Annotated in this window: 20 protein-coding genes; 12 read left to right on the forward strand and 8 right to left on the reverse strand. The window is 33.3% G+C overall.

What is annotated here, in order from left to right:
• Positions 1–29 precede the first annotated feature (29 nt).
• Positions 30–917, reverse strand: a complete 888-nt coding sequence (locus tag ACE939_RS06000; RefSeq protein ID WP_378187949.1) for a M28 family peptidase — start codon at positions 915–917, stop codon at positions 30–32.
• A 570-nt stretch (positions 918–1,487) separates the two neighbouring features.
• Here ACE939_RS06000 and ACE939_RS06005 point away from each other — a divergent pair.
• The 3 genes from ACE939_RS06005 (at position 1,488) to ACE939_RS06015 (ending at position 3,022) form a co-directional block, all read left to right on the forward strand.
• A complete protein-coding gene (locus tag ACE939_RS06005; RefSeq protein ID WP_378187950.1) occupies positions 1,488–1,904 on the forward strand; it encodes a hypothetical protein in 417 nt (138 codons plus the stop codon).
• Between the two features lie 218 nt (positions 1,905–2,122).
• Positions 2,123–2,740: a YqaA family protein gene (locus ACE939_RS06010; RefSeq protein WP_378187952.1), complete on the forward strand. Its 618-nt coding sequence runs from the start codon at positions 2,123–2,125 to the stop codon at positions 2,738–2,740.
• 12 nt (positions 2,741–2,752) lie between these two features.
• Positions 2,753–3,022 (forward strand): DUF3817 domain-containing protein, encoded by a 270-nt coding sequence (locus ACE939_RS06015; protein ID WP_378187953.1) that lies wholly within the window; start codon positions 2,753–2,755, stop codon positions 3,020–3,022.
• 48 nt (positions 3,023–3,070) lie between these two features.
• Here the strand turns inward: ACE939_RS06015 and ACE939_RS06020 are convergent, their stop codons facing one another.
• Positions 3,071–5,116: an HD family phosphohydrolase gene (locus tag ACE939_RS06020; protein WP_378187954.1), complete on the reverse strand. Its 2,046-nt coding sequence runs from the start codon at positions 5,114–5,116 to the stop codon at positions 3,071–3,073.
• 144 nt (positions 5,117–5,260) lie between these two features.
• On the opposite strand from ACE939_RS06020, the gene ACE939_RS06025 reads away from it, so the two are divergent.
• Complete coding sequence (locus tag ACE939_RS06025) at positions 5,261–6,439, forward strand: acetyl-CoA C-acyltransferase (protein WP_378187955.1); 1,179 nt, start codon at positions 5,261–5,263, stop codon at positions 6,437–6,439.
• A gap of 34 nt (positions 6,440–6,473) precedes the next feature.
• Complete coding sequence (locus ACE939_RS06030; RefSeq protein ID WP_378187956.1) at positions 6,474–7,223, forward strand: NlpC/P60 family protein; 750 nt, start codon at positions 6,474–6,476, stop codon at positions 7,221–7,223.
• 73 nt (positions 7,224–7,296) lie between these two features.
• Here the strand turns inward: ACE939_RS06030 and ACE939_RS06035 are convergent, their stop codons facing one another.
• The gene (locus tag ACE939_RS06035) at positions 7,297–8,286 is read right to left on the reverse strand and encodes a type I glyceraldehyde-3-phosphate dehydrogenase (protein ID WP_378187957.1); all 990 of its coding nucleotides are present in this window, start codon (positions 8,284–8,286) and stop codon (positions 7,297–7,299) included.
• A 33-nt stretch (positions 8,287–8,319) separates the two neighbouring features.
• On the reverse strand, positions 8,320–8,994 hold the full coding sequence (locus tag ACE939_RS06040; protein WP_378187958.1) for a DUF2461 domain-containing protein: 675 nt from the start codon (positions 8,992–8,994) through the stop codon (positions 8,320–8,322).
• A gap of 187 nt (positions 8,995–9,181) precedes the next feature.
• Between ACE939_RS06040 and epsC the strand changes: the two genes are divergently transcribed.
• The gene (gene epsC / locus ACE939_RS06045) at positions 9,182–9,973 is read left to right on the forward strand and encodes a serine O-acetyltransferase EpsC (RefSeq protein WP_378187959.1); all 792 of its coding nucleotides are present in this window, start codon (positions 9,182–9,184) and stop codon (positions 9,971–9,973) included.
• Between the two features lie 5 nt (positions 9,974–9,978).
• A complete protein-coding gene (gene cysM, locus ACE939_RS06050) occupies positions 9,979–10,857 on the forward strand; it encodes a cysteine synthase CysM (RefSeq protein ID WP_378187960.1) in 879 nt (292 codons plus the stop codon).
• 17 nt (positions 10,858–10,874) lie between these two features.
• Here the strand turns inward: cysM and corA are convergent, their stop codons facing one another.
• Positions 10,875–11,951 (reverse strand): magnesium/cobalt transporter CorA, encoded by a 1,077-nt coding sequence (corA, locus tag ACE939_RS06055; RefSeq protein WP_378187962.1) that lies wholly within the window; start codon positions 11,949–11,951, stop codon positions 10,875–10,877.
• A 173-nt stretch (positions 11,952–12,124) separates the two neighbouring features.
• Between corA and recQ the strand changes: the two genes are divergently transcribed.
• Positions 12,125–14,230, forward strand: coding sequence for a DNA helicase RecQ (recQ, locus tag ACE939_RS06060; protein WP_378187963.1), 2,106 nt, complete (start codon positions 12,125–12,127; stop codon positions 14,228–14,230).
• Here recQ and ACE939_RS06065 read toward each other — a convergent pair.
• Positions 14,227–15,027 carry a tRNA pseudouridine synthase A gene (locus tag ACE939_RS06065; RefSeq protein ID WP_378187964.1) on the reverse strand — a complete coding sequence of 267 codons (801 nt, stop codon included), beginning with the start codon at positions 15,025–15,027 and terminating at the stop codon, positions 14,227–14,229. The two genes, recQ and ACE939_RS06065, sit on opposite strands and share 4 nt — an antisense overlap.
• 142 nt (positions 15,028–15,169) lie before the next feature.
• Between ACE939_RS06065 and ACE939_RS06070 the strand changes: the two genes are divergently transcribed.
• The 3 genes from ACE939_RS06070 to ACE939_RS06080 all read left to right on the forward strand — a co-directional run bounded on the left by ACE939_RS06070 (position 15,170) and on the right by ACE939_RS06080 (position 19,557).
• The gene (locus ACE939_RS06070) at positions 15,170–15,547 is read left to right on the forward strand and encodes a LysM peptidoglycan-binding domain-containing protein (protein ID WP_378187965.1); all 378 of its coding nucleotides are present in this window, start codon (positions 15,170–15,172) and stop codon (positions 15,545–15,547) included.
• Between the two features lie 190 nt (positions 15,548–15,737).
• Entirely contained in the window at positions 15,738–19,043 is a 3,306-nt protein-coding gene (locus tag ACE939_RS06075) for a reprolysin-like metallopeptidase (protein WP_378187966.1), read from the forward strand.
• Positions 19,044–19,212: 169 nt separating this feature from the next.
• A complete protein-coding gene (locus tag ACE939_RS06080) occupies positions 19,213–19,557 on the forward strand; it encodes a hypothetical protein (protein ID WP_378187967.1) in 345 nt (114 codons plus the stop codon).
• Between the two features lie 6 nt (positions 19,558–19,563).
• On the opposite strand, the gene cmk is transcribed toward ACE939_RS06080, so the two are convergent.
• Positions 19,564–20,268 carry a (d)CMP kinase gene (gene cmk, locus ACE939_RS06085; protein WP_378187968.1) on the reverse strand — a complete coding sequence of 235 codons (705 nt, stop codon included), beginning with the start codon at positions 20,266–20,268 and terminating at the stop codon, positions 19,564–19,566.
• A gap of 266 nt (positions 20,269–20,534) precedes the next feature.
• Here cmk and ACE939_RS06090 point away from each other — a divergent pair, with 266 nt between their 5' ends.
• Positions 20,535–21,578, forward strand: a complete 1,044-nt coding sequence (locus ACE939_RS06090) for a rod shape-determining protein (protein WP_378187969.1) — start codon at positions 20,535–20,537, stop codon at positions 21,576–21,578.
• Positions 21,579–21,637: 59 nt separating this feature from the next.
• Here ACE939_RS06090 and lon read toward each other — a convergent pair whose 3' ends face one another.
• Positions 21,638–24,088: an endopeptidase La gene (gene lon, locus ACE939_RS06095; RefSeq protein WP_378187970.1), complete on the reverse strand. Its 2,451-nt coding sequence runs from the start codon at positions 24,086–24,088 to the stop codon at positions 21,638–21,640.
• Positions 24,089–24,292 lie beyond the last annotated feature (204 nt).

Raw genomic sequence — 24,292 nt, forward strand, 5'->3', positions numbered from 1 at the left:
ATTTTTCGAGATTCTTACAATTATTCGATCTATCTAGCAAGTACCTTAAAAACATTTAACACGATATCGGTAGTCGATGCTAAATATTTAAAATTCACCGTTGTGTAGGTATCAGAAGACTGATGTACATAAGGAGAGCTGTCGGAATTCTTTAGTTCAGAGGTAATAGTTATAGTTTCAAAACCTAGAGTTGAGAAAATACGACTTTCTGGAGTCGAAACAAGCCTTTTAAAAACAGGTACTGGAGATTCCATTCTATATAAGGATTCGAGACTAATACTAGAAGCTAGCAATTCTATTGCTCGATCTTCATCTAGATCCCAACCCATATAATCTACACGATGCATTGAATGAATATCAACTTTATCATCCTTCATTTTTTGAGCGAACATACGGCATCCAATCATACTAGTTTCTTGTTGATCAAAATATACAATAATAAAATTTTTACTTCGGGAAGAAAGTTTGACTAATTGTGAAGCGACATAATGTGTCAACGCGAGCCCCGTAGCATTATGTATAGCACCTGGAGAACCATCCGAAGTATCATAATGTGCTCCGAGAACTACATATTCACTCGAAGGAGTTGTCGAAGGAATCACGGCATAAACATTAGTACCAGAAAATTGATTCCCCTTTTTATCTTGAACATTATAGCTATTCAATTTTGGTTTTAAACCAATTTCTTTTAATAAATCCTCCAAGTAATCAGCTACTATTTTACGCTCACTAGTTTTTGACCTACTCTCAATTTTTTTCTTACCCTTTATAGGTAAATAGCCTGTTAATTTGCCTACAATATCTTTTTGCACATTAATCATCTCTGATTCCCTAAGCTCATACTCAGATTGAGCAAAGGAAAATTGAATGATAACAATAAAAAAAAGTAGTATTCGATTTTTACAGTTTAAATTCATTTTATTCTAAATTTGGGCTCTAATTTTGCTTGCTAAACAGCAAATTTAGCAAACATTAGATAATATTACAATGTACAATTTTTTTTTACAAATTAAAATAATCAATAACCATTCCTTTTTTATAAATAATTAATAATTTAAATTTGTTAAAAACCTTTTGCTCCTTTAAAAATCAATGGTTTTCCAATAATGTTAAAGTTTGAATATAGAAACGCTTTAGATTAAATCAAATATTCTTAAGGCTCAATATACAATTATAATAGTTTGTTATTCTAGAAACAGAAGACAAAGAAGAACTTACCTCCTGTATTCAACAGAGGTAAGTTTAAGGGGAAAACAAAAAAAGTAAGGGAAAAATTGTAATTGGAATACTTGCCAAAGATACTAAGTTCATTACTTAAATAGCTACGGTTAAACCTCAAACTTTAGCAGGAATATCGGCACTTTAACTTGTTTGAAATCTTTCAAAAATCTGGTGACTAAACATTTTAATCATTCATTAATATTCAAATTAAATAATTCGAAATAAATCACGGAAACATTTTATAAAAAAGGTAATAAGAAGTAAATTTGCATCAAAATTTTAACCATTACTATAAATCTACTTCTTTGGAAAATAAAAAGGCATTGCAGTTAATTGATAAAATCTTAGCAGATTTAGATCGTTCCGGTATCATTACTAATACATTAATTGAAGATTTAAAAGAATTACGTACATATGCACTTGAAGAGCAAATTCCATTAGCGGTGAAAGTGTTACGCTATACCTATGAACATGTCGAAGAGAATGATTCCTTTTTAATTCCTATTCCCGAAGATGATCCTCTAGAAGAAGAGGAAGATGGTGATGTATTAGCTACAACTAGTTCTGATGTAGAACTTAATCCTGTTGAAAGTTTGTCATACATGATATCCTTGTTTAAGGATTTAACCAATAAAATGAATGTTGCGGATTTAAAAGAATATAGAGACGCACTAAACGCTTAGTTTTATAAAGACCTTGAACACCCCTTAATAATTTCAATTAGGGGGTTTTTATTCGAGATGTAAAATTATTTTGAATTTGCAACGTTATACCTCCTTCGATAGTAATTATAATTATAGAAAATTTTATAATTTTTAGCATAAATATAAGGGTATTTGTATAGTTTGAAAGTTTGAGATAACTTATTTTTGTGCTATTGAAAAATGATCAGAAGAAGAGTATGAAGAGTAACACCAGATCTGAAAGGAAAAGCAAATTACAACTCCTCCATCAGTATTATACTTATACAGGCTTTTATAAGTTTTTAGGTGTGAGTATGAAAAAAGCATTGCCTCCTATCATAATTTTTGTAGCAATACTTTTATTTGTTAATTACTTTATAATTAATGTTAATGATGTGTTGAACTATGTAACTCAAAATTACTCTGATTACGTAGTTTTTTCAGTATTTTTTGTTTCAGAATCTTTTTTGGGACTTGTTCCTCCAGAGATTTTTATTGCTTGGAGTGATAAGGCTTCAAGTCCAATACTTTATTTGTCGATTTTAGCATTTCTTTCGTACGCTGGCGGAATTATTTCCTATTTCATTGGTAAATCGATTACTAAGATTCCTGCAATTCATGAATATTTGGAAGTGAAAATGGCTAAACATATTAAAAATACTCGCAAATGGGGAGGATTTTTAATTATTGTGGGTGCGTTGCTTCCCATACCTTTTTCAATGACCAGTATAGCTGCTGGTATGATTAAGTATTCTTTTATCGGATACTTACTTTTTGGGCTGCTTCGCTTTGTTCGGTTTTACCTGTATGCAATAGCCATATTTAGTCTTTTATAATGAATAATCCCTATGATTAGTACTTTCAAAATTGTTAGCTACCTAGAGGGAATCTCCTTTTTACTGATTCTTTTTGTTACTATGCCACTTAAATATTTCTTAGATATGCCAGAGGCCAATAAAACCATTGGTATGGCTCATGGTCTTCTTTTTGTCGCGTATGTATGTTTAACAATAATGGTGAAAAACAGTAAAGATTGGGATTATAAAACGTTAGGAATTGTTTTAATATGTTCTATTATACCTTTTGGAACCTTTTGGATGGATAAAAAATATATGTAAGTCTACTAAAATATAAAAATATACCAAACTTCAGAATGACTTTTTATTCTACTCTGGATATTCAATTCTCAAATGATAAATATTTGTCAATTTACGTTTAAATACTTTCTTTACTTGTTGAATCTCTTTGAATGTAATATTAGAATTTAAAAATTGACCTTCAGCCATTTGTTTGTTTATTATTTTCTCAACAAAAGTATCTATCAAGCTACTGGTTGGATTTTTCAAACTCTTAGATGCAGCTTCCACACTATCGCTCATCATAAGTATAGCAGTTTCTTTGGAAAAGGGTTTAGGCCCGGGGTATTGAAAATCCTGAATTAACACATTATCATTAACTTCTCTTTCTTTACTATAAAAGTAATAAACAGTACTAGTTCCATGATGTGTTCTAATAAAATCAATAATTCTATCCGGAATCTTATTTCGTTTAGCTATCTCAACACCTCTAATTACATGATCTATTATAATTTTTGCACTTTCCTTAGGTGATAGTACATCATGAGCATTTCCAGAGGCTGATTGATTTTCGGTATAATAAGTTGGATTTGCCATTTTACCGATATCGTGATATAAAGCTCCAACTCTTACTAACATTGAGTTAGCTCCAATTTCATTTGCAGCTGCTTCTGCTATATTTGCTACGTTTAACGAGTGATGAAACGTACCAGGGGCCTTGTCAGACAACTCTTTGAGTAACTTAGAATTTGTGTCACTCAACTCCAATAATGAAACATCAGATACCAAACCAAAAATTTTCTCATATGCATAGATTAATGGATGCACCATAAGTGTAGCTAAACCTCCTAGAACGAAAAACAATACCGTTGTCCAGTCAATGGTATTGATATTTCCTTCATGAATAAGATGAAAAGCTATATAGGCAACAATGTAATTTACAGTAATCTGACCTACAGATAGAAATAAATTTGCGCGTCTGAAGGATTCTGAAATAGTAAGAATTGTTACAATTCCTGCGATAATTTGTAGAAAAGTATATTCATAACTATTGGGAACTACAAAACCTAAGATCAATACAGTAATAACATGCGCAAATAAACCTATTCGCGAATCAAAGAATGCTTTGAGTACCAAGGGTAAAATGCTTAGTGGTACAATATAAATATAATCTGAGCGAAATTTAACAACCAGTGTTGTCACAACAACCATGGTTAATACATTAAATACAATAAAAGTTACTTGCGCGTTATTGTCAAAAATATCATTTCTATATTTTCTTAAGAATAATAATAGCATCAGCAATGCTAAGGATACCAAAACACTGTATCCAACAACAATCCAGTAAAAATTTTTATCACTCCATACCTGTGATTCATATTCAGATTTGAGAGATCGTAGCATTTGTAATTTAACCCCTTCAACCACTTCTCCCTTTGCAATTATCCTACTATTTTTTGAGATACTTCCACGCGTAGTCAGCACCTTACTTAGTTCATTCTGCAAACTACTTTGAGTTAGCTCTCTATCCAAACGAACATTAGGACTCACAAGATCATAATATAAAGCTATAAATCCATTTTTAAATTTTGAATATTCACTATTATCGATTCTAGAATTTATTAAACCTGTAAGTTGATCTGAAGTGAGTAGTTGACCATAAGATATAGCTTCGGCTTGATTACCTTTATTGAGATATATTTGTCTTTTTTCGTCATATGCATAACGCTCTTCTAACACCCCGTAGCGATAAATATCATTCAATAAAACCCGTCCAAATAAGCGAGCTTCATCTCCAGAGCTACTCAAATTTAAAACTTCTAGGTTCGAAGCAAACGTATCGTTATACCCTTGCATTGCCCTATTTGCTATTACAGTGTCGTAAACGAAGTACGGAATACTGTTTTCTTTAATTTGTGCCTTATCAGCAGTTATTTCTTCTGGAGTCTTCGCAATAGCAAAATCAAACGGTGCATACAAATTATCGTATTGCCAAGGTTTTCCTTTAGTAAATTCGTATTTAAAAACGCCTCCCTTAGGAAATATATATACAATTAGAAACGAAGTACAAATAAATAATAACGCTTTATAAATATAAGATTGATTTTTATAAAGATGATTTAAAAGATTTTTCACTAGATGAATTGAATAATTTACTCAAAAGTACTAAAAATTATAAGAGTAATCCTATGTCTAGACTGTTGGTAACTTCCTTATGCAAATCCTACAAAAATCCTTAAATTCGCAAAATAACAATACACACATTTTAAAATCTATATAATGAGTAGAGAAGTTGTAATAGTATCGGCTGCAAGAACGCCAATTGGAAGTTTTATGGGAAGCCTATCTACAGTACCTGCAGTCCAACTAGGAGCTACTGCTATAAAAGGTGCTTTGGATAAAATTAATCTTGATCCTAAAATGATTCAAGAAGTTATAATGGGTAATGTAGTACAGGCTGGAAACGGACAAGCACCTGCTAGACAAGCTGCAGTTGCTGCTGGTATTGGTTTTGAGGTTCCCTGCACCACAATTAATAAAGTTTGTGCCAGCGGTATGAAAGCGGTAATGCAAGCAGCACAATCTATCGCTCTAGGAGATGCCGATATTATAGTTGCTGGTGGCATGGAGAATATGAGTTTAATTCCACACTATGTTCGTTTAAGAAATGGGCATAAATTTGGTCCTCAGACTCTTGAAGATGGTATGCAAAAAGATGGTCTTGTTGATGCTTATGATCATAACGCAATGGGAGTTTGCGCAGACTTGTGCGCAAAAGAATACGATTTTTCACGAGAAGATCAGGATGCCTTCGCCATAGAATCTTATAATCGCTCTGCGAAAGCTTGGCAAGATGGAAAATTCGCTAATGAGGTTGTTCCTGTAGCAGTACCACAACGAAGAGGTGAACCAATACTAGTTAAGGAAGATGAAGAATATAAGAACGTTAAAATAGATAAAATCCCTTCTTTACGTCCCGCTTTTTCTAAGGATGGTACAGTGACCGCTGCCAATGCCTCTACAATCAACGATGGCGCTGGTGCAGTTATTGTAATGAGTGCCGAAAAGGCAAAAGAGCTGGGAATAAAACCCTTGACAAAAATTAAGTCTTATGCAGATGCTGCACACGAACCCGTTTGGTTTACAACTGCACCTTCAAAAGCCTTACCAAAAGCAATAGCAAAAGCTGGAATTTCTTTGGATAACGTAGATTATTTTGAATTTAATGAAGCTTTTTCGGTAGTTGGACTTGCTAACATGAAAATTTTGGGATTAACATCTAAGAATACAAATGTTAATGGTGGCGCTGTATCTTTAGGGCATCCATTAGGATGTTCTGGTGTGAGAATACTAATTACATTAATGAATGTTTTAGAGCAAAATAATGGTAAAATCGGTGCTGCTGCAATTTGCAATGGTGGTGGTGGTGCTTCTGCAATGGTTATTGAGCGCATGTAGAAAATCATAAGATTAATTAACTTACAACATTTACATGCAATACGGTATTTGCAATCTTAGTATTGTTCCTTTACGTTTTGAACCTAGAGATCCCAGTGAAATGGTTTCTCAGGTATTTTATGGTGAGCATTTCAAAGTTTTAGATCAACGGAAAAAATGGAGTCGAATTAGATTAGCTTTTGATAAGTATGAAGGTTGGATTGATAATAAACAATACATAGAAATCGATGAGGACTCTTATAAAAGTATTGACGCACAGCCAATAAGTCTCGTCGGCGATATGGTAGAATTTGTAAGTACTGAAAAGAAGCAGCTTTTACCAATTCCTTTTGGAGCTTCATTAGCAGCTCTCGACATATTCAAACACAGGTATGATGGTGTACGCATCGAAAAAAAAGGAGCAAAAAACAATTTTGTAGAGACTGCTTATTTATTTCTAAACGCACCATACTTATGGGGTGGTAAAACAATTTTTGGAATTGATTGCAGTGGATTTACACAAATGGTTTATAAACTGAATGGTTACAAATTACTTAGAGATGCCTCGCAACAAGCAACACAAGGAGAAGCCCTAAGTTTTATTGAAGAAAGTGAACCAGGAGATTTGGCTTTTTTTGATAATGAAGAAGGTGTTATCACACATGTTGGAATTATAATGATGGATAACTACATCATTCATGCTCATGGTCATGTACGAGTTGACCGTATTGATCATACAGGAATCTTTAATACCGAAAAACGTGCACATACTCATAAACTAAGAGTTATAAAACGTATCGTTTAATGACATGAATTTATATTAGAAAGACCGTATTTAATAATTTAAATACGGCCTTTAATATTTTTTGATATTTTACTCAAATTTCCTTTAACTGTCTTATCATTTGACTAGTGAACCCCCATTCATTGTCATACCAAATCATAAGTTTAACCAGATCTCCATCGACAACTCTTGTCATAGAAGCATCTACAATAGCTGCATGTGTATTTTGTTTTATGTCAGATGAAACAATCGGTTCGTATGTAACCTGCAGCACTTTGGCATATCGATTAGTTATAGCTTCTTCCTGCAAAATACTATTGATTTCTTCTGGACTAGTACTACGTGCAGCTATAAACGTAACATCGCTTACTGATCCTACAGGAACAGGTGTTCTAATTGCTACACCATCGAACTTCCCATCGTATTCTGGTAAAACTTTTGTGGTAGCAATCGCAGCCCCTGTTGATGTTGGTGTTAAATTGATAGCCCCTGCCCTACCCAATCTAGGATTTTTCGTAGATACACCATCGACTAAGGATTGTGATGCCGTATAAGCGTGGATCGTATTCAAAATTGCCTTCTTAATACCAATTTTTCTACCTAAAATTTCGACCACTGGACTAATACTATTTGTAGTACAACTAGCACAAGAAAAGATGGCAGTTTTTCCATCCTCTGTATTAACACCATGAACAATCATTGGTGTATCCTTACTTTTTGTAGGCCCAGAAATAATTACATTTGTAGCACCTGCCTCAATATGCTTTGCTGCATCCTCTTTTTTAGTAAAGAAACCTGTACTTTCGATAACAATATCTACATCATGCTCGCGCCAAGGAAGTATAGAAGGATTTTTTTCGTTATAAAAATTTATCAACTGTTTATCTACTTTTAATTTACCTTCAACAATTTCGACAGATTTGTCATAAATACCATATACACTATCGTATTTTAACAGATATTGAGCAGATTCAATCGGCATAAGATCATTAATAGCTACAATTTTGTAATTTGTATCATCTATTAATAATTTGAGTGCAGCTCTTCCAATTCTGCCAAAACCATTTATCGCAACTTTTCTCATAATATGTTTTATCTATCTAATTACTTGATTCATTTAAATTAAAGGTACTCCATTTAAATCGGTGGTTAATACATCACTCATATAATCAAAAAATGGTCTTAATAATTCATAATGATATATTACATTATCGGTAAAGTTTGCTGCCAAAACTTCATCATTTGTAAATGTATGTGATACAACAAACGACTTATTACGTATTAAATCGATAGCAGAGTGATTCTTATTAAATCCTTTGGGTGCGGTTTTAACCTGATTTAAAACACTAAACCCACCAAATGCTTTTTTGAAATCTTTTTGGTTCAAGATTTCACGAATTTCACTATCATCTCGTTCAAATTCTTTTCGAATTCTCAAAAGGTCTTCAGCATTAGGGTCAAAAAAACCACCTGCTATACGACTATTTCTATTCTCAATACGCAAGTAATACCCTCCTCGTCGATGGAGTCCAGAACGGCTAAAGCTTGCACTGCGATGAATGTTATAAGGCGTCTTATCCTTACTAAAACGAATATCCCTATTTATCCTAAAAACTTTTATCTTTTCTATTTCATCCTTCTCATTCAATCTTTCCTTAATACCTTCGTAAAATTGTTTTAAATACGTTTCACTATCTATATAGCGAACTTTATTTTGGGACATCCAATCTCGATCATTATTATTTTCAAGGTCATTAAGAAAAGTGAAAATTGATTTAGGCAAAGATAGCATAGACATATACTTTTATATAAAAGTACTAAAATATCCCTTCTTGATATGGTATTAGCGAAATTTTAAAGGAATAATAACAACATCGCGTAAAAGAAGAATATTTCCTCATTTAACATAAGGATTTCTTTAACAAAATCGTTAAAATGCAGAGATAATATATATCTTTACTACTTTAATATACTTCAATATGACTGAAGAAAGAGCTGCCGTAATCGCCAAAATTAAAGAACAAAAGAAAAATCCTAATTTAAAACTTAAATTAAAGGAAAAGACCGAATACTTTACGAATCTTTTATTTTATACATTATTTGATTCTGATACCGAAGTTTCAAAAAATATTGATCAGCTTGAAAAAACGTTCGAAATACTGGTCGATCTTGCGTGTTGGGAAATTGAAAAGCCTTGTAGCAAAATTTGGCAGTCTTATCTCGAATGCCTGCCTAATATCCTAACTAAATTAAACTGGGATGCGCAAGCATTTATTAAAAGTGATCCCGCAGCCAATTCGATTGAAGAAGTGTACATGGCATACCCTGGTTTTTATGCCATAGCTATCTATCGATTGAGTCATCAATTACAATTATATGGATTGCCACTGGTTCCAAGGTTAATGACAGAGTATGCACACCGTCTTACAGGAACAGATATTCATCCAGGAGCTACCATAGGGGATTCTTTTTTTATTGATCATGCTACAGGTATTGTAATTGGTGAAACGGTAATTATTAAAAACAATGTTAATATGTATCAAGGAGTAACACTTGGCGGTTTATACGTTAACAGAGAGTTACGTAATACTAAACGTCATCCAACAATTGAGGATAATGTTACTATTTATGCAAATGCCACTATCTTGGGAGGCAATACTACCATAGGATCCAATAGTATTATTGGCGGCAATACGTGGATAACATCATCGGTACCATCAAATTCTATCATATCAAACACTTCTGAAATCAAGATTAAAAAAGCAATTTAACACATATGAACATTTTAGATTTAATAGGTAACACACCTATGATTAGGGCGAGAACATTGATTTCTAATCCTAATATTTCTTTATTTTTAAAATTAGAAGGTCACAATCCTGGAGGTAGCGTTAAGGATAGGGCTGCATTTAATATGATACAATCTGCTTTGGATCGTGGAGACATAGACATCAATTCAAAGTTAATAGAAGCAACAAGCGGTAACACTGGGATCGCACTTGCTATGATTGCTGGTATTTTTAAATTATCAATTGAGTTGGTGATGCCAGAAAATGCTACCAAGGAGCGAGTACAAACTATGAGAGCCTATGGTGCAAAAGTAACCTTAACAGCGAAGGATATGGGAATTGAAGGTGCTCGTGATTACGCCGAGGCTAAAGTTAAAAATGAAGGATTTATTATGTTAAACCAATTTGGCAATGATGATAATTGGAAAGCGCATTATAAAACAACAGGGCCAGAAATATGGAAGGATAGTAATGGTACAGTCACTCATTTTGTTTCGTCCATGGGAACTACGGGTACGATAATGGGAACATCTACATACCTTAAAGAACAATCCCAGGATGTTCAAATTGTTGGTGTACAACCTAAAGACAATTCTAGTATCCCAGGAATACGTAAATGGCCTCAAAAATATTTACCCAAAATATTTAATCCAAAGAAAGTAGATCATATAATAGAAGTAAGCGAACAAGAAGCAGCTGCAATGGCCAGACGACTAGCAAAAGAAGAAGGTGTGTTTTCTGGTATGAGCAGTGGCGGTGCAGTTACTGCAGCGTTAAAATTAGCCAAAACTATTGATAAAGGTGTAATTGTGGTAATAATTTGCGACCGTGGAGATCGCTATTTGAGCTCAGAATTATTTGTGTAACTGATAGAACAGATTTATTACAACCATTTTTTTCTTTTAAAATAATATAGTAAACCGATAAAAACAACGATCATAGCTCCCCATAAATAAAAATAACCATATTTTAGTTTCAATTCTGGTATATACTCAAAGTTCATCCCATAAATTCCAGCCATAAAGGTAAGTGGTATAAAGATGGATGCCATAATAGTCAATACTTTCATCACCTCGTTCATACGATTACTAATTGTGGTCATGTACATATCCATAAGCCCCCAAATCATCTCTCGGTAAATATCTATATTCTCTGATACCTGAATGATATGGTCATATAGGTCTCTCAAATAATTCTGAGTTTTATCTTCAATTAATGGTGTATCAAGACTCTCAATTCTATGAATAACTTCACGAAGTGGGAAAACAGATCTACGAATCTTTAAAATTTCTTTCTTCAAATCTTGTATCTCATAGGTAAGGCCATCATTCGTAGTTTGTGCAAACAATGTATCCTCTAACAATTCTATTTTTTCTCCCATAGTATCTATAATGGTAAAATAATTATCTACCACAGCATCCAAAATTGCAAACATCAAATAATCTGCTCCTGCATTTCTAATTCTACCTTTTGAATTAGAAATACGGTCTCTTAGAGAATCAAAAACATCACCGTCAGCTTCTTGAAATGTTAAAACAAAATCTTTACCGAAAACTAAGCTCATATGTTCGGCTACAAATTCATTATCATCATTAAAATATAGCATTTTAAAAACAATAAATAGATAATCGGCATACTCATCAATTTTAGGCCTTTGCTGTGTTGAGACTATATCTTCTAGAATCAATGGGTGTAGATCATAATGCTGCCCAAGTTTTTCAATTTCTTCAATCCTATTTAATCCATTTACATTTATCCAGGTAATATGCTCGGTGTCCTTAAAGTCAAATGCATCCTCTACAGTTTTAGAGTCTTTCCTTCCATAAAAATTTGAATTGTAATTTATGACTTCTACTAAGACATCTTGCGACTCTTTCTCTCCTGTATAAATTAAAGTGCCAGGAATTTGATTAAGATGTGTAATTTTCTTTTTTCTTTTTTTATGTTTAGGTCTTCTCATGTATAAGTAGAAAAATTAACTGTAGTACAAAGGTAATAGTAAACATAATCAAAGTATATAAACCTTACCAAAATATAAGATGAAAATTGATTCTATTGAAAGAAAATTTTTAAAATCACTCTTTACAATATCGTCAAATTTTGTTCCTTTACACCGCTATGCTAGAACAGAAAATGATAAAGAAGACGTTAAAAGATTATTTTGGATACGAACATTTTAGACCATTACAAGAAAAAATTATTGTATCTATTTTTGAAGGTCATGACAATTTGGTGATAATGCCAACTGGAGGAGGCAAATCAATTTGCTATCAATTGCCAGCATTACTATTACCTCATATAACCCTTGTAATATCGCCTTTAATTGCTTTGATGAAGGATCAAGTAGACGGTTTACTAGCTAATGGTATTGCAGCAGCATATCTCAATAGCAGTCAGTCTGAGCCAGAACAAGCGTCGATTTTTAAACAATTAAAAGAAAACTCTCTAAAACTTTTATATGTAGCTCCAGAAAGTTTATCGTTTCTACAAGAAGAATTATCAACCGTCCAAATTAGTTTGATTGCCATTGATGAAGCACATTGTATCTCTTCTTGGGGACACGATTTTAGACCTGCATACAAGCAATTAGGCTATTTAAAAAATAAATATTCTAATGTACCTATAATTGCATTAACTGCTACTGCAGATAAAGCCACCCGATCTGATATTTGTAATCAACTTAATATACCAAATGCTACACAACATCTAGCATCTTTTGATAGAAAAAATTTATCTTTAGAAGTAAGGCCCGCAAATAAACGTATAGATCAAATACTTGATTTTATCGGTTTATACCCTACCAGTAGCGGAATAATATACTGTTTAAGTCGCAAAACGACAGAAGAGTTAGCAGGTAAACTACAAATAAATGGGTTCAATGCTGCCGCCTACCATGCAGGTATTTCTCATGATAAACGTTCCAAAATTCAGGAAGATTTTGTTAATGATAGTTTACCCATAGTTTGTGCTACTATCGCATTTGGAATGGGAATCGACAAGTCAAACGTACGCTGGGTAATTCATTATAATTTACCCAAAAACCTTGAAAGCTATTATCAAGAAATTGGTCGAGCAGGTCGAGACGGTTTAGCATCTGCTACACTTTTATTTCACAGTTATGCCGATATAATTCAATTGCAAAAATTTAATTCAACCTCAGGTAATAAAGAGGTTCAAGAAGCAAAATTAGAACGCATGAAACAGTATGCAGAAGCACTCACCTGTAGACGTAAAATTTTACTTAGTTATTTTGGAGAGCTTACCGAGAATGATTGTGGTAACTGTGATGTATGTAAAAATCCTCCTAATTTTATTGATGGTACGTTAATAGCTCAAAAAGCTTTATCAGCAATTGCACGGTTAAAAGAAAATGAACCTATAGGAACTGTAATCGATGTTTTACGCGGTGCCAAAAATGCTGTTGTATTAGATCGAGGGTATCAAAGGTTAAGCGTATATGGTATTGCTAATGACATCTCATGGCTTGACTGGCAATATTATTTGATACAATTAATGAACTTAGGTTATATAGAAATCGCTTTTCATCAAAAAAACCGATTAAAACTAACCTCTTTATCTAAAAAAATTCTGTTTGAAAATGAAAGATTACAATTAGCTAATTTAGTGGATTTAAAAAAGAACGAGCAATATAAAGTATCCAAAACTCCAGACAATAATTCTAATCTTTTTGAACGTTTACGAGCGTTGCGATTAACATTAGCAATAAAAGCTGACATTCCTGCTTATCAAATATTTAATGATGCTACTTTAAAAGAAATGGAGCAAGTGCGACCAACAACCGATGTAGAGTTTATGTCTATTAACGGAGTTGGTAAACAAAAAATGCATGATTATGGCTATGATTTCATTAAAGAGATTAGGGAGTTTTTAAACACAAAAAAGAAAAAGAAAAAGAAAAAGAAAAGAAAGACTAAAAGCAACACCCTAGATGAGACATTAGCAGCGTATAGAGAAGGACTTACAATTCCCGAAATGGCAATTACAAGAGGACTAACCGAAGCAACTATAATTTCTCATCTCTTTAAGCTTACCGAAGCTGGTGAAACAATTCGTTATAAAAGCTTAGTTGATTCGACTCAATTGGAAATGGTAAAAAAAGCACAAACAATATTGAATAATCCCGAAACATTAAAAACTTATTATGAATATTTTGAAGGTGACATACCCTATGCTGTTATTAGAATAGCTTTAACCGCTATAAAAAATAAAGAACTTTAAAAATTCTCTAGTGATTCTAAAAATTCAACTGAATTTAATATCAATCCTGAGCCTGGAGCAATATGTTCTAATTGTATTTTTTCTGAAGTTGGATCTAATGTTTGTTTAATAAAGTCTAAAGTAAATTTACCAGTGCCCACATCCAACATAGCTCCCATCATTAATCGAATCTGGTTTCTTTTAAAACCTAATCCTTTAACACGCAACATATAACTTTCTTCGGGAAAAAAATTAGCAGTATAAATATCATTTTTTACAACCTCGCAAGTATATATATGACCGGTTGTAACCGTTTTTTCTTTAGGACGATGACAATAACTCCTAAAATCATGCTCTCCTTCAAATAATTGAGCTGCTTGATGCATTTTAGAAATATCTAAAGAATGTTTATAATAAAGCATAAAAGGAGCACAAAACGGATGAAATTTTTCACCAAAAGTGAAAAAATAAATATATTCTTTCATTTTAGGGTGTAAAATAATATTAAAGTTGGCATCAGTTTCAGCAATCGACAAAGCCCTTATATCTTGCGGAAGGTTACTATTAAACTCATTAAAAAAATCAGTGTTAAGTTTAACATTATCAACAAAAAGTTCTATAAAAGTTCGATTGACAGAAACTTTAGCATCAGTTCTGCCCGATGCCAAAATTTTAAAATCTTTGGTACCTAAAACATATGCAACAGTTCTTTCGACCATACGCTGTACCGTATTAACCTGTGGTTGTTTTTGCCATCCATGGTATCTAAAACCCAAATATTGTAACTCTATTATATAAAAGTATCGCTTACGAAACATAACCTTCTTTAACTACACCGAATATAGATATTTTTTGTTTTTCATCGATAATTTTGTAATTTTTGTATAAATTTTCACAAATACCACACATTTATAACATTATATTTGAATACATAATAACATTAACTCTAAATAAATAAAAATGGTAAAATCAAAATATCAAGAAGTTCTAGAATTAGGAGAGCAATTAAATGTTCAAAACGGTGACGTACAAGAAGAAGGTGGTGTTTTAAAAATAAAAGGCGCAACTCAAACTCAGTATGAAAAAAACATGCTTTGGGACAAAATTAAAGAAATTGGAGGCGAAAATCCTTCAGATTTACAAGCCGATATTAAAGTGATGGACACTTCAATATATCATAGACATACGGTCAAAAAAGGTGAATCTTTAAGTAAAATTGCAAAACATTACTATAAAGATCCTATGAAATACACGGCAATTTTTGAAGCCAACCGATCTATACTCAAAAATCCAGATGTTATACACCCTGATCAAGAGTTAATAATTCCTAACATATAGCATTTTTTAGCTCAATAATTAAATACCGCACTAATTGCGGTATTTTTTTTAATTAATTTACGGTAAAACCATAAATTAATTACGAATAATTATCATAAACTGAATTTTAACTTTGAATATCTCTATAAATTAAGGATTAGACTGCTTTATTTCTATATTTGTAACAAACAAACGCAAACATCTACAAATTATGAAAAAAACTTTATCTTTTCTTATTACTTTACTCTGCATGAGCTTTGGTTTTTCACAAACCAACCCTTGGAGCAAGGTACAAAGTTCACGCAGTTCTGGAACGGTTATCAACCAAGAGGTTCCATCCAATATGCTGTTTAGTCTTGACATAGAACAAATGAATGCCTCTCTAAAAGACCTACCTATACGTGGTAAATCATCGAACCGATCTATGGCAATCATACAGTTTCCAAATGCCAATGGTATTCTTGAATCCTTCAGTGTTGTAGAAGCACCTGTAATGCATCCAGAATTGGCATTAAAATATCCTAATATTAAGTCGTATGCTGGTCGAGGTCTAGAAGATCAAAGTAAAACAATACGTTTTAGTATATCACCCAAAGGACTTCAAAGTATGAGATTGGGCGGTGATTCTGATGCTGTTTTTATAGAGCCATTTACCAAGGGCGGAGTATACTCGGTATACAATCGTAAAAATAAACCTACAGCAGTAAATAAGCTACAATGTTTGGTTGATGAAAAATCAGAAAGCATGCGAGCTTCTAATACGTCAAGAAATGCAGACGACAGTACGCTAAGAACCTATCGTTTAGCTGTTTCTACCAATGGTGAATATACACAGTTTCATGGCGGAACAAAGGCTGGTGCAATGGCTGCCATAAATGCTACTATGACGCGAGTAAATGGCGTTTTTGAAAATGATTTTGCCGTTACAATGGTACTCATTCCAAATAATGATGATGTAATATATACAAACGCAAATTCTGATCCATATACGGGGAATTTTAATAGTCAATTACAATCCACCTTGACAAGTGTTATTGGAGAGTCAAACTATGATATTGGTCATTTATTTGCCAGAGCTGGTGATAATGGAAATGCAGGTTGTATTGGATGTGTTTGCGTTAATGGTAACAAAGGAAGTGGTTTCACTTCTCGAGGTATACCTGAAGGGGATGCTTTTGATATTGATTATGTAGCTCATGAAATTGGTCATCAATTTGGTGCCAACCATACATTCTCTTTTCGTAACGAGGGTAGAAATGCTCATTTTGAGCCTGGAAGTGGTTCTACGATCATGGGTTATGCTGGAATAACAGGTGCTACCGATGTGCAGCAAAATAGTGATCCTTATTTCCATTTTTTCTCTATTCAACAAGTCACTAATTACGTAAAAAGTACATCTTGTCAAACCAATACAACTACAGGAAATACAATACCTACTGTAAATGCTGGTGCTGATTATACTATTCCTAGAGGTACACCATTTGTCCTTACTGGACAGGCATCCGATGCAGATGGTGATAGTATAACATATTGCTGGGAGCAAGCCGATGAGAATGATGCATCGACAACGTATCCAAGCACCACAGGTACATCTGGCGTAAGTTTTAGATCTTTAAATCCTACAACTTCTAATAAACGATATTTCCCTAGATTATCTACTATTAAAACAGGTACAACTTCTTGGCAATGGGAGGCGGTACCAAACGTTACACGTGCATTAAATTTTAGATTGACTGTACGTGACAATAAACTAGGAGGTGCTGGCAATAACAGTGATGATGTAAGAATCAATGTGACAGCAAATGCAGGCCCTTTTATAATAAATTCACCAAATACAGCTGTCACTTGGAATGCAGGTACTACAGAAACTGTTACTTGGAATGTAGCAGGAACTACAAGCAATGGCATAAATGCAGCTAATGTAGATATTTTACTTTCGACCGATGGTGGAGATACGTATACACAATCTCTCGCTACTGGTGTTGCAAATGATGGTTCTCAAACGATAACAGTACCTAACCTACAAGGAAATCAAAATAGAATTATGGTTCGTGGTTCGGGTAACATATTTTTTGATATCTCTAATACAAACTTCACTATTACTGGTGGATCCAATGACAATCAAGCTCCTACCGCACCGACAAATTTAACTGCACAAAATATTACTCAAACCAGCGCTACATTAAATTGGAACGCTTCGACCGATAATGTGGGTGTATCAGGCTACGATGTTTACAACGGCACATCTTTGGTAGGAACCACTACTGAAACATCATATTTGATCACTGGATTAATATCTAATACAGCCTATTCATTTAAAATTAGAGCCAAGGATGCTGCAGGTAATATCTCAAATGACAGTAATGCTGCAACCTTTAGTACTTTACCAGGTACAGGAGGTAATGGTTGTACTTCGGGTTTATCTAATTTTCCTTATAATGAAAGTTTTGAAAATACTTTAGGTACTTGGACGCAATCTACTACAGATGACATAAACTGGTCAATCGATGCTAATGGTACTCCCTCTACTGGAACAGGACCAGCTTCTGCGAGTAATGGTACGTACTATTTATATATCGAAGCTTCTGGAAATGGAACTGGATATCCTAATAAAAAAGCGATCTTGACTTCTGGATGTTTTGATCTTAATGGTTTAAACACCATAACTTTTGGTTTTAATTATCATATGTTTGGAGCAGCTTCTCTAGGGAGTCTTGCTTTAGAAGTGAGTAACGATAATGGTTCAACATGGAATCAGGAATGGTTTAAGTCTGGTAATCAAGGAAATAATTGGTTTGAAGCGTTAGTTGATTTAAGTTCGTACGCTAATTCTTCAATCCAAATTCGTTTTGTTGGAATTTCTGGAACGACTTGGCAAAGTGATATTGCAATTGATGCGATAAACCTTAGTACTGATATCGTAAATCCTCCTACATGCACTAACATCAACTTAGCTCTAACTTTTGATGATTATCCTGAAGAAACTAGCTGGCAAATTACTAACAGTGCTAATCAAACAATCGCATCTGGAGGGACTTATGCAGACCAACCTGATGGATCTACCATATCAATTGTAGAATGTTTGGAAGATGGAACGTATACATTTACTTTAAGCGATTCTTATGGCGATGGGATCTGTTGTCAATATGGAAATGGATCGTATGAACTAAGTACAGCTACATCAATATTGGCCTCTGGAGGATCCTTTGGTTCTACAGAGAGTACAACGTTTACACTTAACTCAAATTCTAGAGGAACCTCTGTTGTAAATTTTGAAACTACCAAAGCTTTTGCTATTAAACCTTTTCCTAATCCTTTGAATTATACAAATAAACTTACAATTCAAACTAATGGACATAAGGGCAAGTTCGTACTGAGAGATTTATTAGGTCGTTCTATATCACAAGGAAAACTAAACTCTAAAACCATAGATCTTCCAGAATTAGAATCTGGATCGTATATTTTAACTGTAAATATTAACGGGAAAATTTCTAATCATCAAATAATAAAACAGTAATATTTTTTGTTTTATATAGTAATACGGGTTTGGTAGACTTCTACCAAACTCGTGTTATTTTATATATATTAGAATTCATTTAACCAGCAACTTACCTAAAATTTTAACATAAATTTTGTAAGATTATTATAAAGTTATAACTTAGCGCTTTACCCCAACTATATTTATAATGAAAAAATTACTTTTACTCACACTACTACTACTTCCAATTACGAATTTTGCACAATGTTTATCAGAAACTCAAGTGATCTATCAATATAAAGATCAGCTTATACTTAATGACGGTTTAACATATAAAGTGCTAGACGAAAAACAATTTTATCAAGTATCTGATCCATCTATAGCACAACATCAGGAAGTTGGTGACTTGGTTTTACGATTAAATAGAGTTTTGATTATCTGGAGTGATGAGCTTGGTAAGAAAAAACAATTAATAGAATGGGTTAGACCTTCTCAAACCTATTACGTATGCACTGATATTAAAGAAGACTTTACAGTTGCTGATAAGTATTAAAGATTACTAATTTACAGCGACAATTGAGTTTTTAGCTAATTTCAATATAGTATTGAATTGTTCGTCTAATGTTAAATTAGAGTTGTCAATGATAACCGCATCATCTGCTTTTCTTAAAGGAGAATCTTTACGAGTACTATCAATATGATCACGATTAACCACATTTTTTAGAACATCCTCATAGGATACATTTTCGCCTCGTTCAATAATTTCCTTATAACGACGTTCTGCACGATCTTTTGCAGTAGCTGTCATAAAAATTTTTAACTCAGCATCAGGAAAAACAACTGTACCGATATCTCGTCCATCCATTACAATACCTCTATCCTGACCCATCAATTTTTGCTGCTCAACTAATTTTTGTCTTACTAGTGTTATAGCAGCTATTTGACTAACATTATTTGAAACCGATAGCATCCTAATCTCTCTCTCTACATTTTCACCATTAAGCATTACTTCGGCAACTCCTGTTTTCTTGTTTAATTTAAATGCGATATTAATAAACGGTAAATAGCGCTCGATAGCTTCTTGATTAAAATGCGCTTCATCTATAAAGCATTTTCTCATAGCGTAAAGAGTAACTGCTCGGTACATAGCACCTGTATCAACATAAATATAGCCTAAAGCCTTTGCTAATTGTTTTGCCACTGTACTTTTGCCCGTCGATGAGTGACCATCGATAGCGATAATAATTTTTTTTTCTAAACTCAAACTATATAATGTCAGTTTTAAATGTAAATATGATGGATTATTGTTGTACTCTATAATTTAAACAAAAATATAAAGAATAGTTTAGGATTTTTAGTATTCCAACAATTCTTTATACCTACAAAACGTATCAAGATATAAAACACTGATAAACAGTTACTTAAAATAAATGAAACAATAATTAGATTCATACTTTCGTTATAGAAATGAACTCTTTAGTTTTTATAACAAGAACTTCATAAAACTTAACCTATAAATCAACTAGAAATATGAGATTATTTGATTTTTCAAACGAAAAAATTGCAATTGATCTTGGCACCACTAATACCCTTATTACCTGCAACGGAAAAATAGTAGTCGAAAACCCTTCTATACTTGCTATTAATCAACTAACTGGAAAAATTATGGCAGCAGGTAAGGACGCAAATTTGATGAGAGGTAAAATACATAAGAATATAAAGACTATTTATCCTCTTAAAGATGGTATGATTGCTAATTTTAAAGCTGCAGAGATGATGTTGTCTTCCTTTTTTAAACAAGTAAAAAAACGACAATCATTTAAACTTAGTGCTTCTTACACGATGATTATATCCATTCCATGCGGAAGTACCGATGTAGAGATTCGAGCTGTCAAAGAATCTGTAAAAAGATTAAATCCAAACAAAGTGCTTCTCATCCCAGAGCCTGTTGCTGCTGCTATTGGAAGCGGTATTGACGTATTGCAACCAAGAGGTTCAATGGTAATTGACATTGGCGGAGGAACTACAGAAATTGCTGTAATATGTATGGGTAAAATTATAAGCGGACAATCGGTTAAAATAGCGGGTAACATGTTTAATGAAAATATAACAGCTTACATTCGGGATACTTATAATTTACATATTGGAAATAGTACTGCCGAAAAAATTAAAATTAGTGTAGGCGCTGCTACTCAAATCTATAAAAATGTTCCAGAAAAGGAGCGGGTCCGAGGTCGGGACGTACGCACTGGCAAACCCAAGGAAATTGAAATATCACATCGTGAAATTGCAAAAAGTATTGACCAATCGATACAACAGATTGAAAGCGCTATTTTGGAAACCTTAGCCACAATCCCACCAGAGATTTCGGCTGATATTTATGAAAGTGGAATTTATTTGACTGGCGGAGGATCTATGCTTAGAGGCTTAGATACACGACTTGCAAAAACGACTAATTTACCCGTATGTACAGGTATTCATCCTTTAGAAGCGGTGGTCAAAGGCAGTGCTATGGTAGTTAAAAACATTTCTCAATATACTACCGTCCTCGTAGAAACTACACAAGCATATTAAACTAAAAAAAGCCAATCTCATATAATGAAATTGGCTTTTTCAACATCCTTCTCAGACATCTATAGTTTTTTAGCATTCTTAACCTTTTCCTTTGTAAGCGCAGTCTGCAATACTTCACTCATCTCTTTAACATAATGAAATGTCAATCCTTTAAGGTATTCTGGTTTAATTTCGTCAATATCTCTACGATTCTCTTCACAAAGCAAGATTTCTTTAATTCGTGCTCGCTTAGCTGCTAAGATTTTTTCTTTAATACCTCCCACAGGTAAAACTTTTCCTCTCAAGGTAATTTCTCCAGTCATAGCAAGACTTCTCTTTACTTTACGCTGAGTAAATAATGATACTAATGATGTTAACATCGTTATTCCCGCACTTGGTCCATCTTTTGGAGTTGCTCCCTCTGGCACATGAATATGAACATTGTACTTTTCAAAAATAGAAGAATCAATCCCTAGTTCAGAAGCATTTGCTTTAATATACTCCATTGCAATTGTAGCAGATTCTTTCATTACCTTGCCCAAATTACCAGTAATGGTAAGATTACCCTTACCTTTGGACAGAATGGATTCTATAAACAATATATCGCCTCCAACGCTTGTCCATGCTAATCCTGTTACAACGCCAGCAACATCGTTATTCTCGTACTTATCACGTTCTAATTTGGGAGATCCTAAAATTTCAATTATATCTTCATTGGTGATCTTTACACTGTAGGCTTCCTCCATTGCAATGTTTTTGGCAGCATAGCGAACCATTTTTGCAATTTGCTTTTCAAGACCTCTAACCCCAGACTCTCGGGTATAGCCTTCAACAATTTTCTCTAGTTGAGCTTTACCAATTTTTAAATGACTTTTATCTAAACCATGCTCTACCAACTGTTTTGGTAGTAAATGTTGTTTTGCTATCTCTACCTTTTCTTCAATAGTATACCCAGTAACATTAATAATCTCCATGCGATCTCTCAGAGCTGGCTGAATTGTATTGAGACTGTTTGAAGTTGCTATAAACATAACTTTAGAAAGGTCAAATCCCATTTCTAAAAAATTATCATGAAATTCTGAATTTTGTTCTGGATCTAATACCTCTAATAAAGCAGAAGATGGATCACCTTGATTACCAGCAGAAAGTTTATCGATTTCATCCAAAACAAATACAGGATTACTAGTTCCTGCTTTCTTTAAACTTTGAATTATTCTACCTGGCATAGCTCCAATATAGGTTTTTCTATGTCCGCGAATCTCGGCTTCATCTCTCAATCCACCTAGTGATATTCGTACATATTCTCTACCCAGAGCTTCGGCTACAGATTTACCCAGTGATGTCTTACCAACACCTGGAGGTCCATAGAGACATAAAATTGGTGATTTCATGTCATTACGTAATTTTAAAACGGCCAAATACTCAATTATTCTCTTTTTAACTTCGTCTAATCCATAATGATCACGATCCAAAATTTTCATGGCTCTTTTGAGATCAAATTTATCTTCAGAAAATTTATTCCAAGGAAGATCCAAAAAAAGATCCAGATAGTTACGCTGGATGGAATACTCGGCTACCTGCGGATTCATTCTTCGCATTTTGGATAATTCTTTATCAAAATGCTCCTTAACTTTTTTGTTCCACTTTTTATCTTTACTTCTCGCCTTCATCTCTTCAATCTCATCCTCATGCGATACACCTCCAAGTTCTTCTTGGATTGTCTTCATTTGTTGATGTAAGAAGTACTCTCGTTGTTGTTTACTCATGTCATGTTGCACCTTACTCTGGATGTCATTACGCAATTCCAGTTTTTGGTACTCTACATTCATATATTTTAATGCAGACAATGCCCTATCTTTAAGGTCGTTAATCTCTAGTATTTTCTGTTTTTCTTGGACAGGAAGATTAAGATTACTTGATACAAAATTGATTAAGAAAGAATTACTTTCAATATTTTTTATTGCAAAAGAGGCTTCAGACGGTATATTTGGACTCTCTTTTATAATTTCTAAAGCTAGCTCTTTGATAGAATCTATTATTGCTCCAAATTCTTTACTCTCTTTGGCTGGACGTGCTTCAGGAACAGCAGTAATCTTTGCTTTTATATAAGGATCTTCTTGGAGTATGTCTGAAATTTCAAAGCGTTTTTTACCCTGTAGTATTACTGTTGTATTACCGTCTGGCATTTTTAAAACACGCAAAATTCTGGCAACCACACCAACATTGTTAATGTCATTAGAGGTAGGGTTTTCAATCTCTTCTTCTTTTTGAGAAACCACTCCAATAGTCTTATTTCCCAAATTAGCGTCATCAAGTAATTTAATGGATTTATCTCTCCCTGCTGTAATAGGAATCACAACTCCGGGAAAAAGTACTGTATTACGCAAAGGTAATATTGGTAAAACCTCTGGAAGTTCTTCATTATTAATTTCTTCTTCGTCTTCTGGGGTCATTAAAGGGATCAACTCAGCATCTTCATCTATTCCCTGTAATGACAAACTGTCAAGCGTAGTAAATTTGGATTTCGTCATATTTTTATATCAAAGCCATTTTGTCATTTACTTAAAATGGCATTATTTTTTTATTTAATTTATTCTTTCTAAAACAAGCTAAACCCCTTATTAAATAAGGAAAAAGAAAGTTTTATGTCTATACTAAGTCAATTGTTATGCCATTTTAAAATAATTTTTTTTGTATAAGTGTAACAAATAGTACGATGCGGTATCTTTATACTA

Origin of the sequence: Aquimarina rhodophyticola (assembly GCF_042434915.1) — a bacterium.
In the GTDB taxonomy this organism is placed as follows: Bacteria; Bacteroidota; Bacteroidia; order Flavobacteriales; family Flavobacteriaceae; genus Aquimarina.

What these genes read in the sequence shown, in the direction of transcription:
- ACE939_RS06000 (WP_378187949.1), bottom strand. Translation starts at nt 917, where the DNA reads ATGAATTTAAACTGTAAAAATCGAATACTACTTTTTTTTATTGTTATC.
- ACE939_RS06010 (WP_378187952.1), top strand. Translation starts at nt 2,123, where the DNA reads ATGAAGAGTAACACCAGATCTGAAAGGAAAAGCAAATTACAACTCCTC.
- ACE939_RS06015 (WP_378187953.1), top strand. Translation starts at nt 2,753, where the DNA reads ATGATTAGTACTTTCAAAATTGTTAGCTACCTAGAGGGAATCTCCTTT.
- ACE939_RS06025 (WP_378187955.1), top strand. Translation starts at nt 5,261, where the DNA reads ATGAGTAGAGAAGTTGTAATAGTATCGGCTGCAAGAACGCCAATTGGA.
- ACE939_RS06030 (WP_378187956.1), top strand. Translation starts at nt 6,474, where the DNA reads ATGCAATACGGTATTTGCAATCTTAGTATTGTTCCTTTACGTTTTGAA.
- ACE939_RS06035 (WP_378187957.1), bottom strand. Translation starts at nt 8,286, where the DNA reads ATGAGAAAAGTTGCGATAAATGGTTTTGGCAGAATTGGAAGAGCTGCA.
- ACE939_RS06040 (WP_378187958.1), bottom strand. Translation starts at nt 8,994, where the DNA reads ATGCTATCTTTGCCTAAATCAATTTTCACTTTTCTTAATGACCTTGAA.
- epsC (WP_378187959.1), top strand. Translation starts at nt 9,182, where the DNA reads ATGACTGAAGAAAGAGCTGCCGTAATCGCCAAAATTAAAGAACAAAAG.
- cysM (WP_378187960.1), top strand. Translation starts at nt 9,979, where the DNA reads ATGAACATTTTAGATTTAATAGGTAACACACCTATGATTAGGGCGAGA.
- corA (WP_378187962.1), bottom strand. Translation starts at nt 11,951, where the DNA reads ATGAGAAGACCTAAACATAAAAAAAGAAAAAAGAAAATTACACATCTT.
- recQ (WP_378187963.1), top strand. Translation starts at nt 12,125, where the DNA reads ATGATAAAGAAGACGTTAAAAGATTATTTTGGATACGAACATTTTAGA.
- ACE939_RS06065 (WP_378187964.1), bottom strand. Translation starts at nt 15,027, where the DNA reads ATGTTTCGTAAGCGATACTTTTATATAATAGAGTTACAATATTTGGGT.
- ACE939_RS06070 (WP_378187965.1), top strand. Translation starts at nt 15,170, where the DNA reads ATGGTAAAATCAAAATATCAAGAAGTTCTAGAATTAGGAGAGCAATTA.
- ACE939_RS06075 (WP_378187966.1), top strand. Translation starts at nt 15,738, where the DNA reads ATGAAAAAAACTTTATCTTTTCTTATTACTTTACTCTGCATGAGCTTT.
- ACE939_RS06080 (WP_378187967.1), top strand. Translation starts at nt 19,213, where the DNA reads ATGAAAAAATTACTTTTACTCACACTACTACTACTTCCAATTACGAAT.
- ACE939_RS06090 (WP_378187969.1), top strand. Translation starts at nt 20,535, where the DNA reads ATGAGATTATTTGATTTTTCAAACGAAAAAATTGCAATTGATCTTGGC.
- lon (WP_378187970.1), bottom strand. Translation starts at nt 24,088, where the DNA reads ATGACGAAATCCAAATTTACTACGCTTGACAGTTTGTCATTACAGGGA.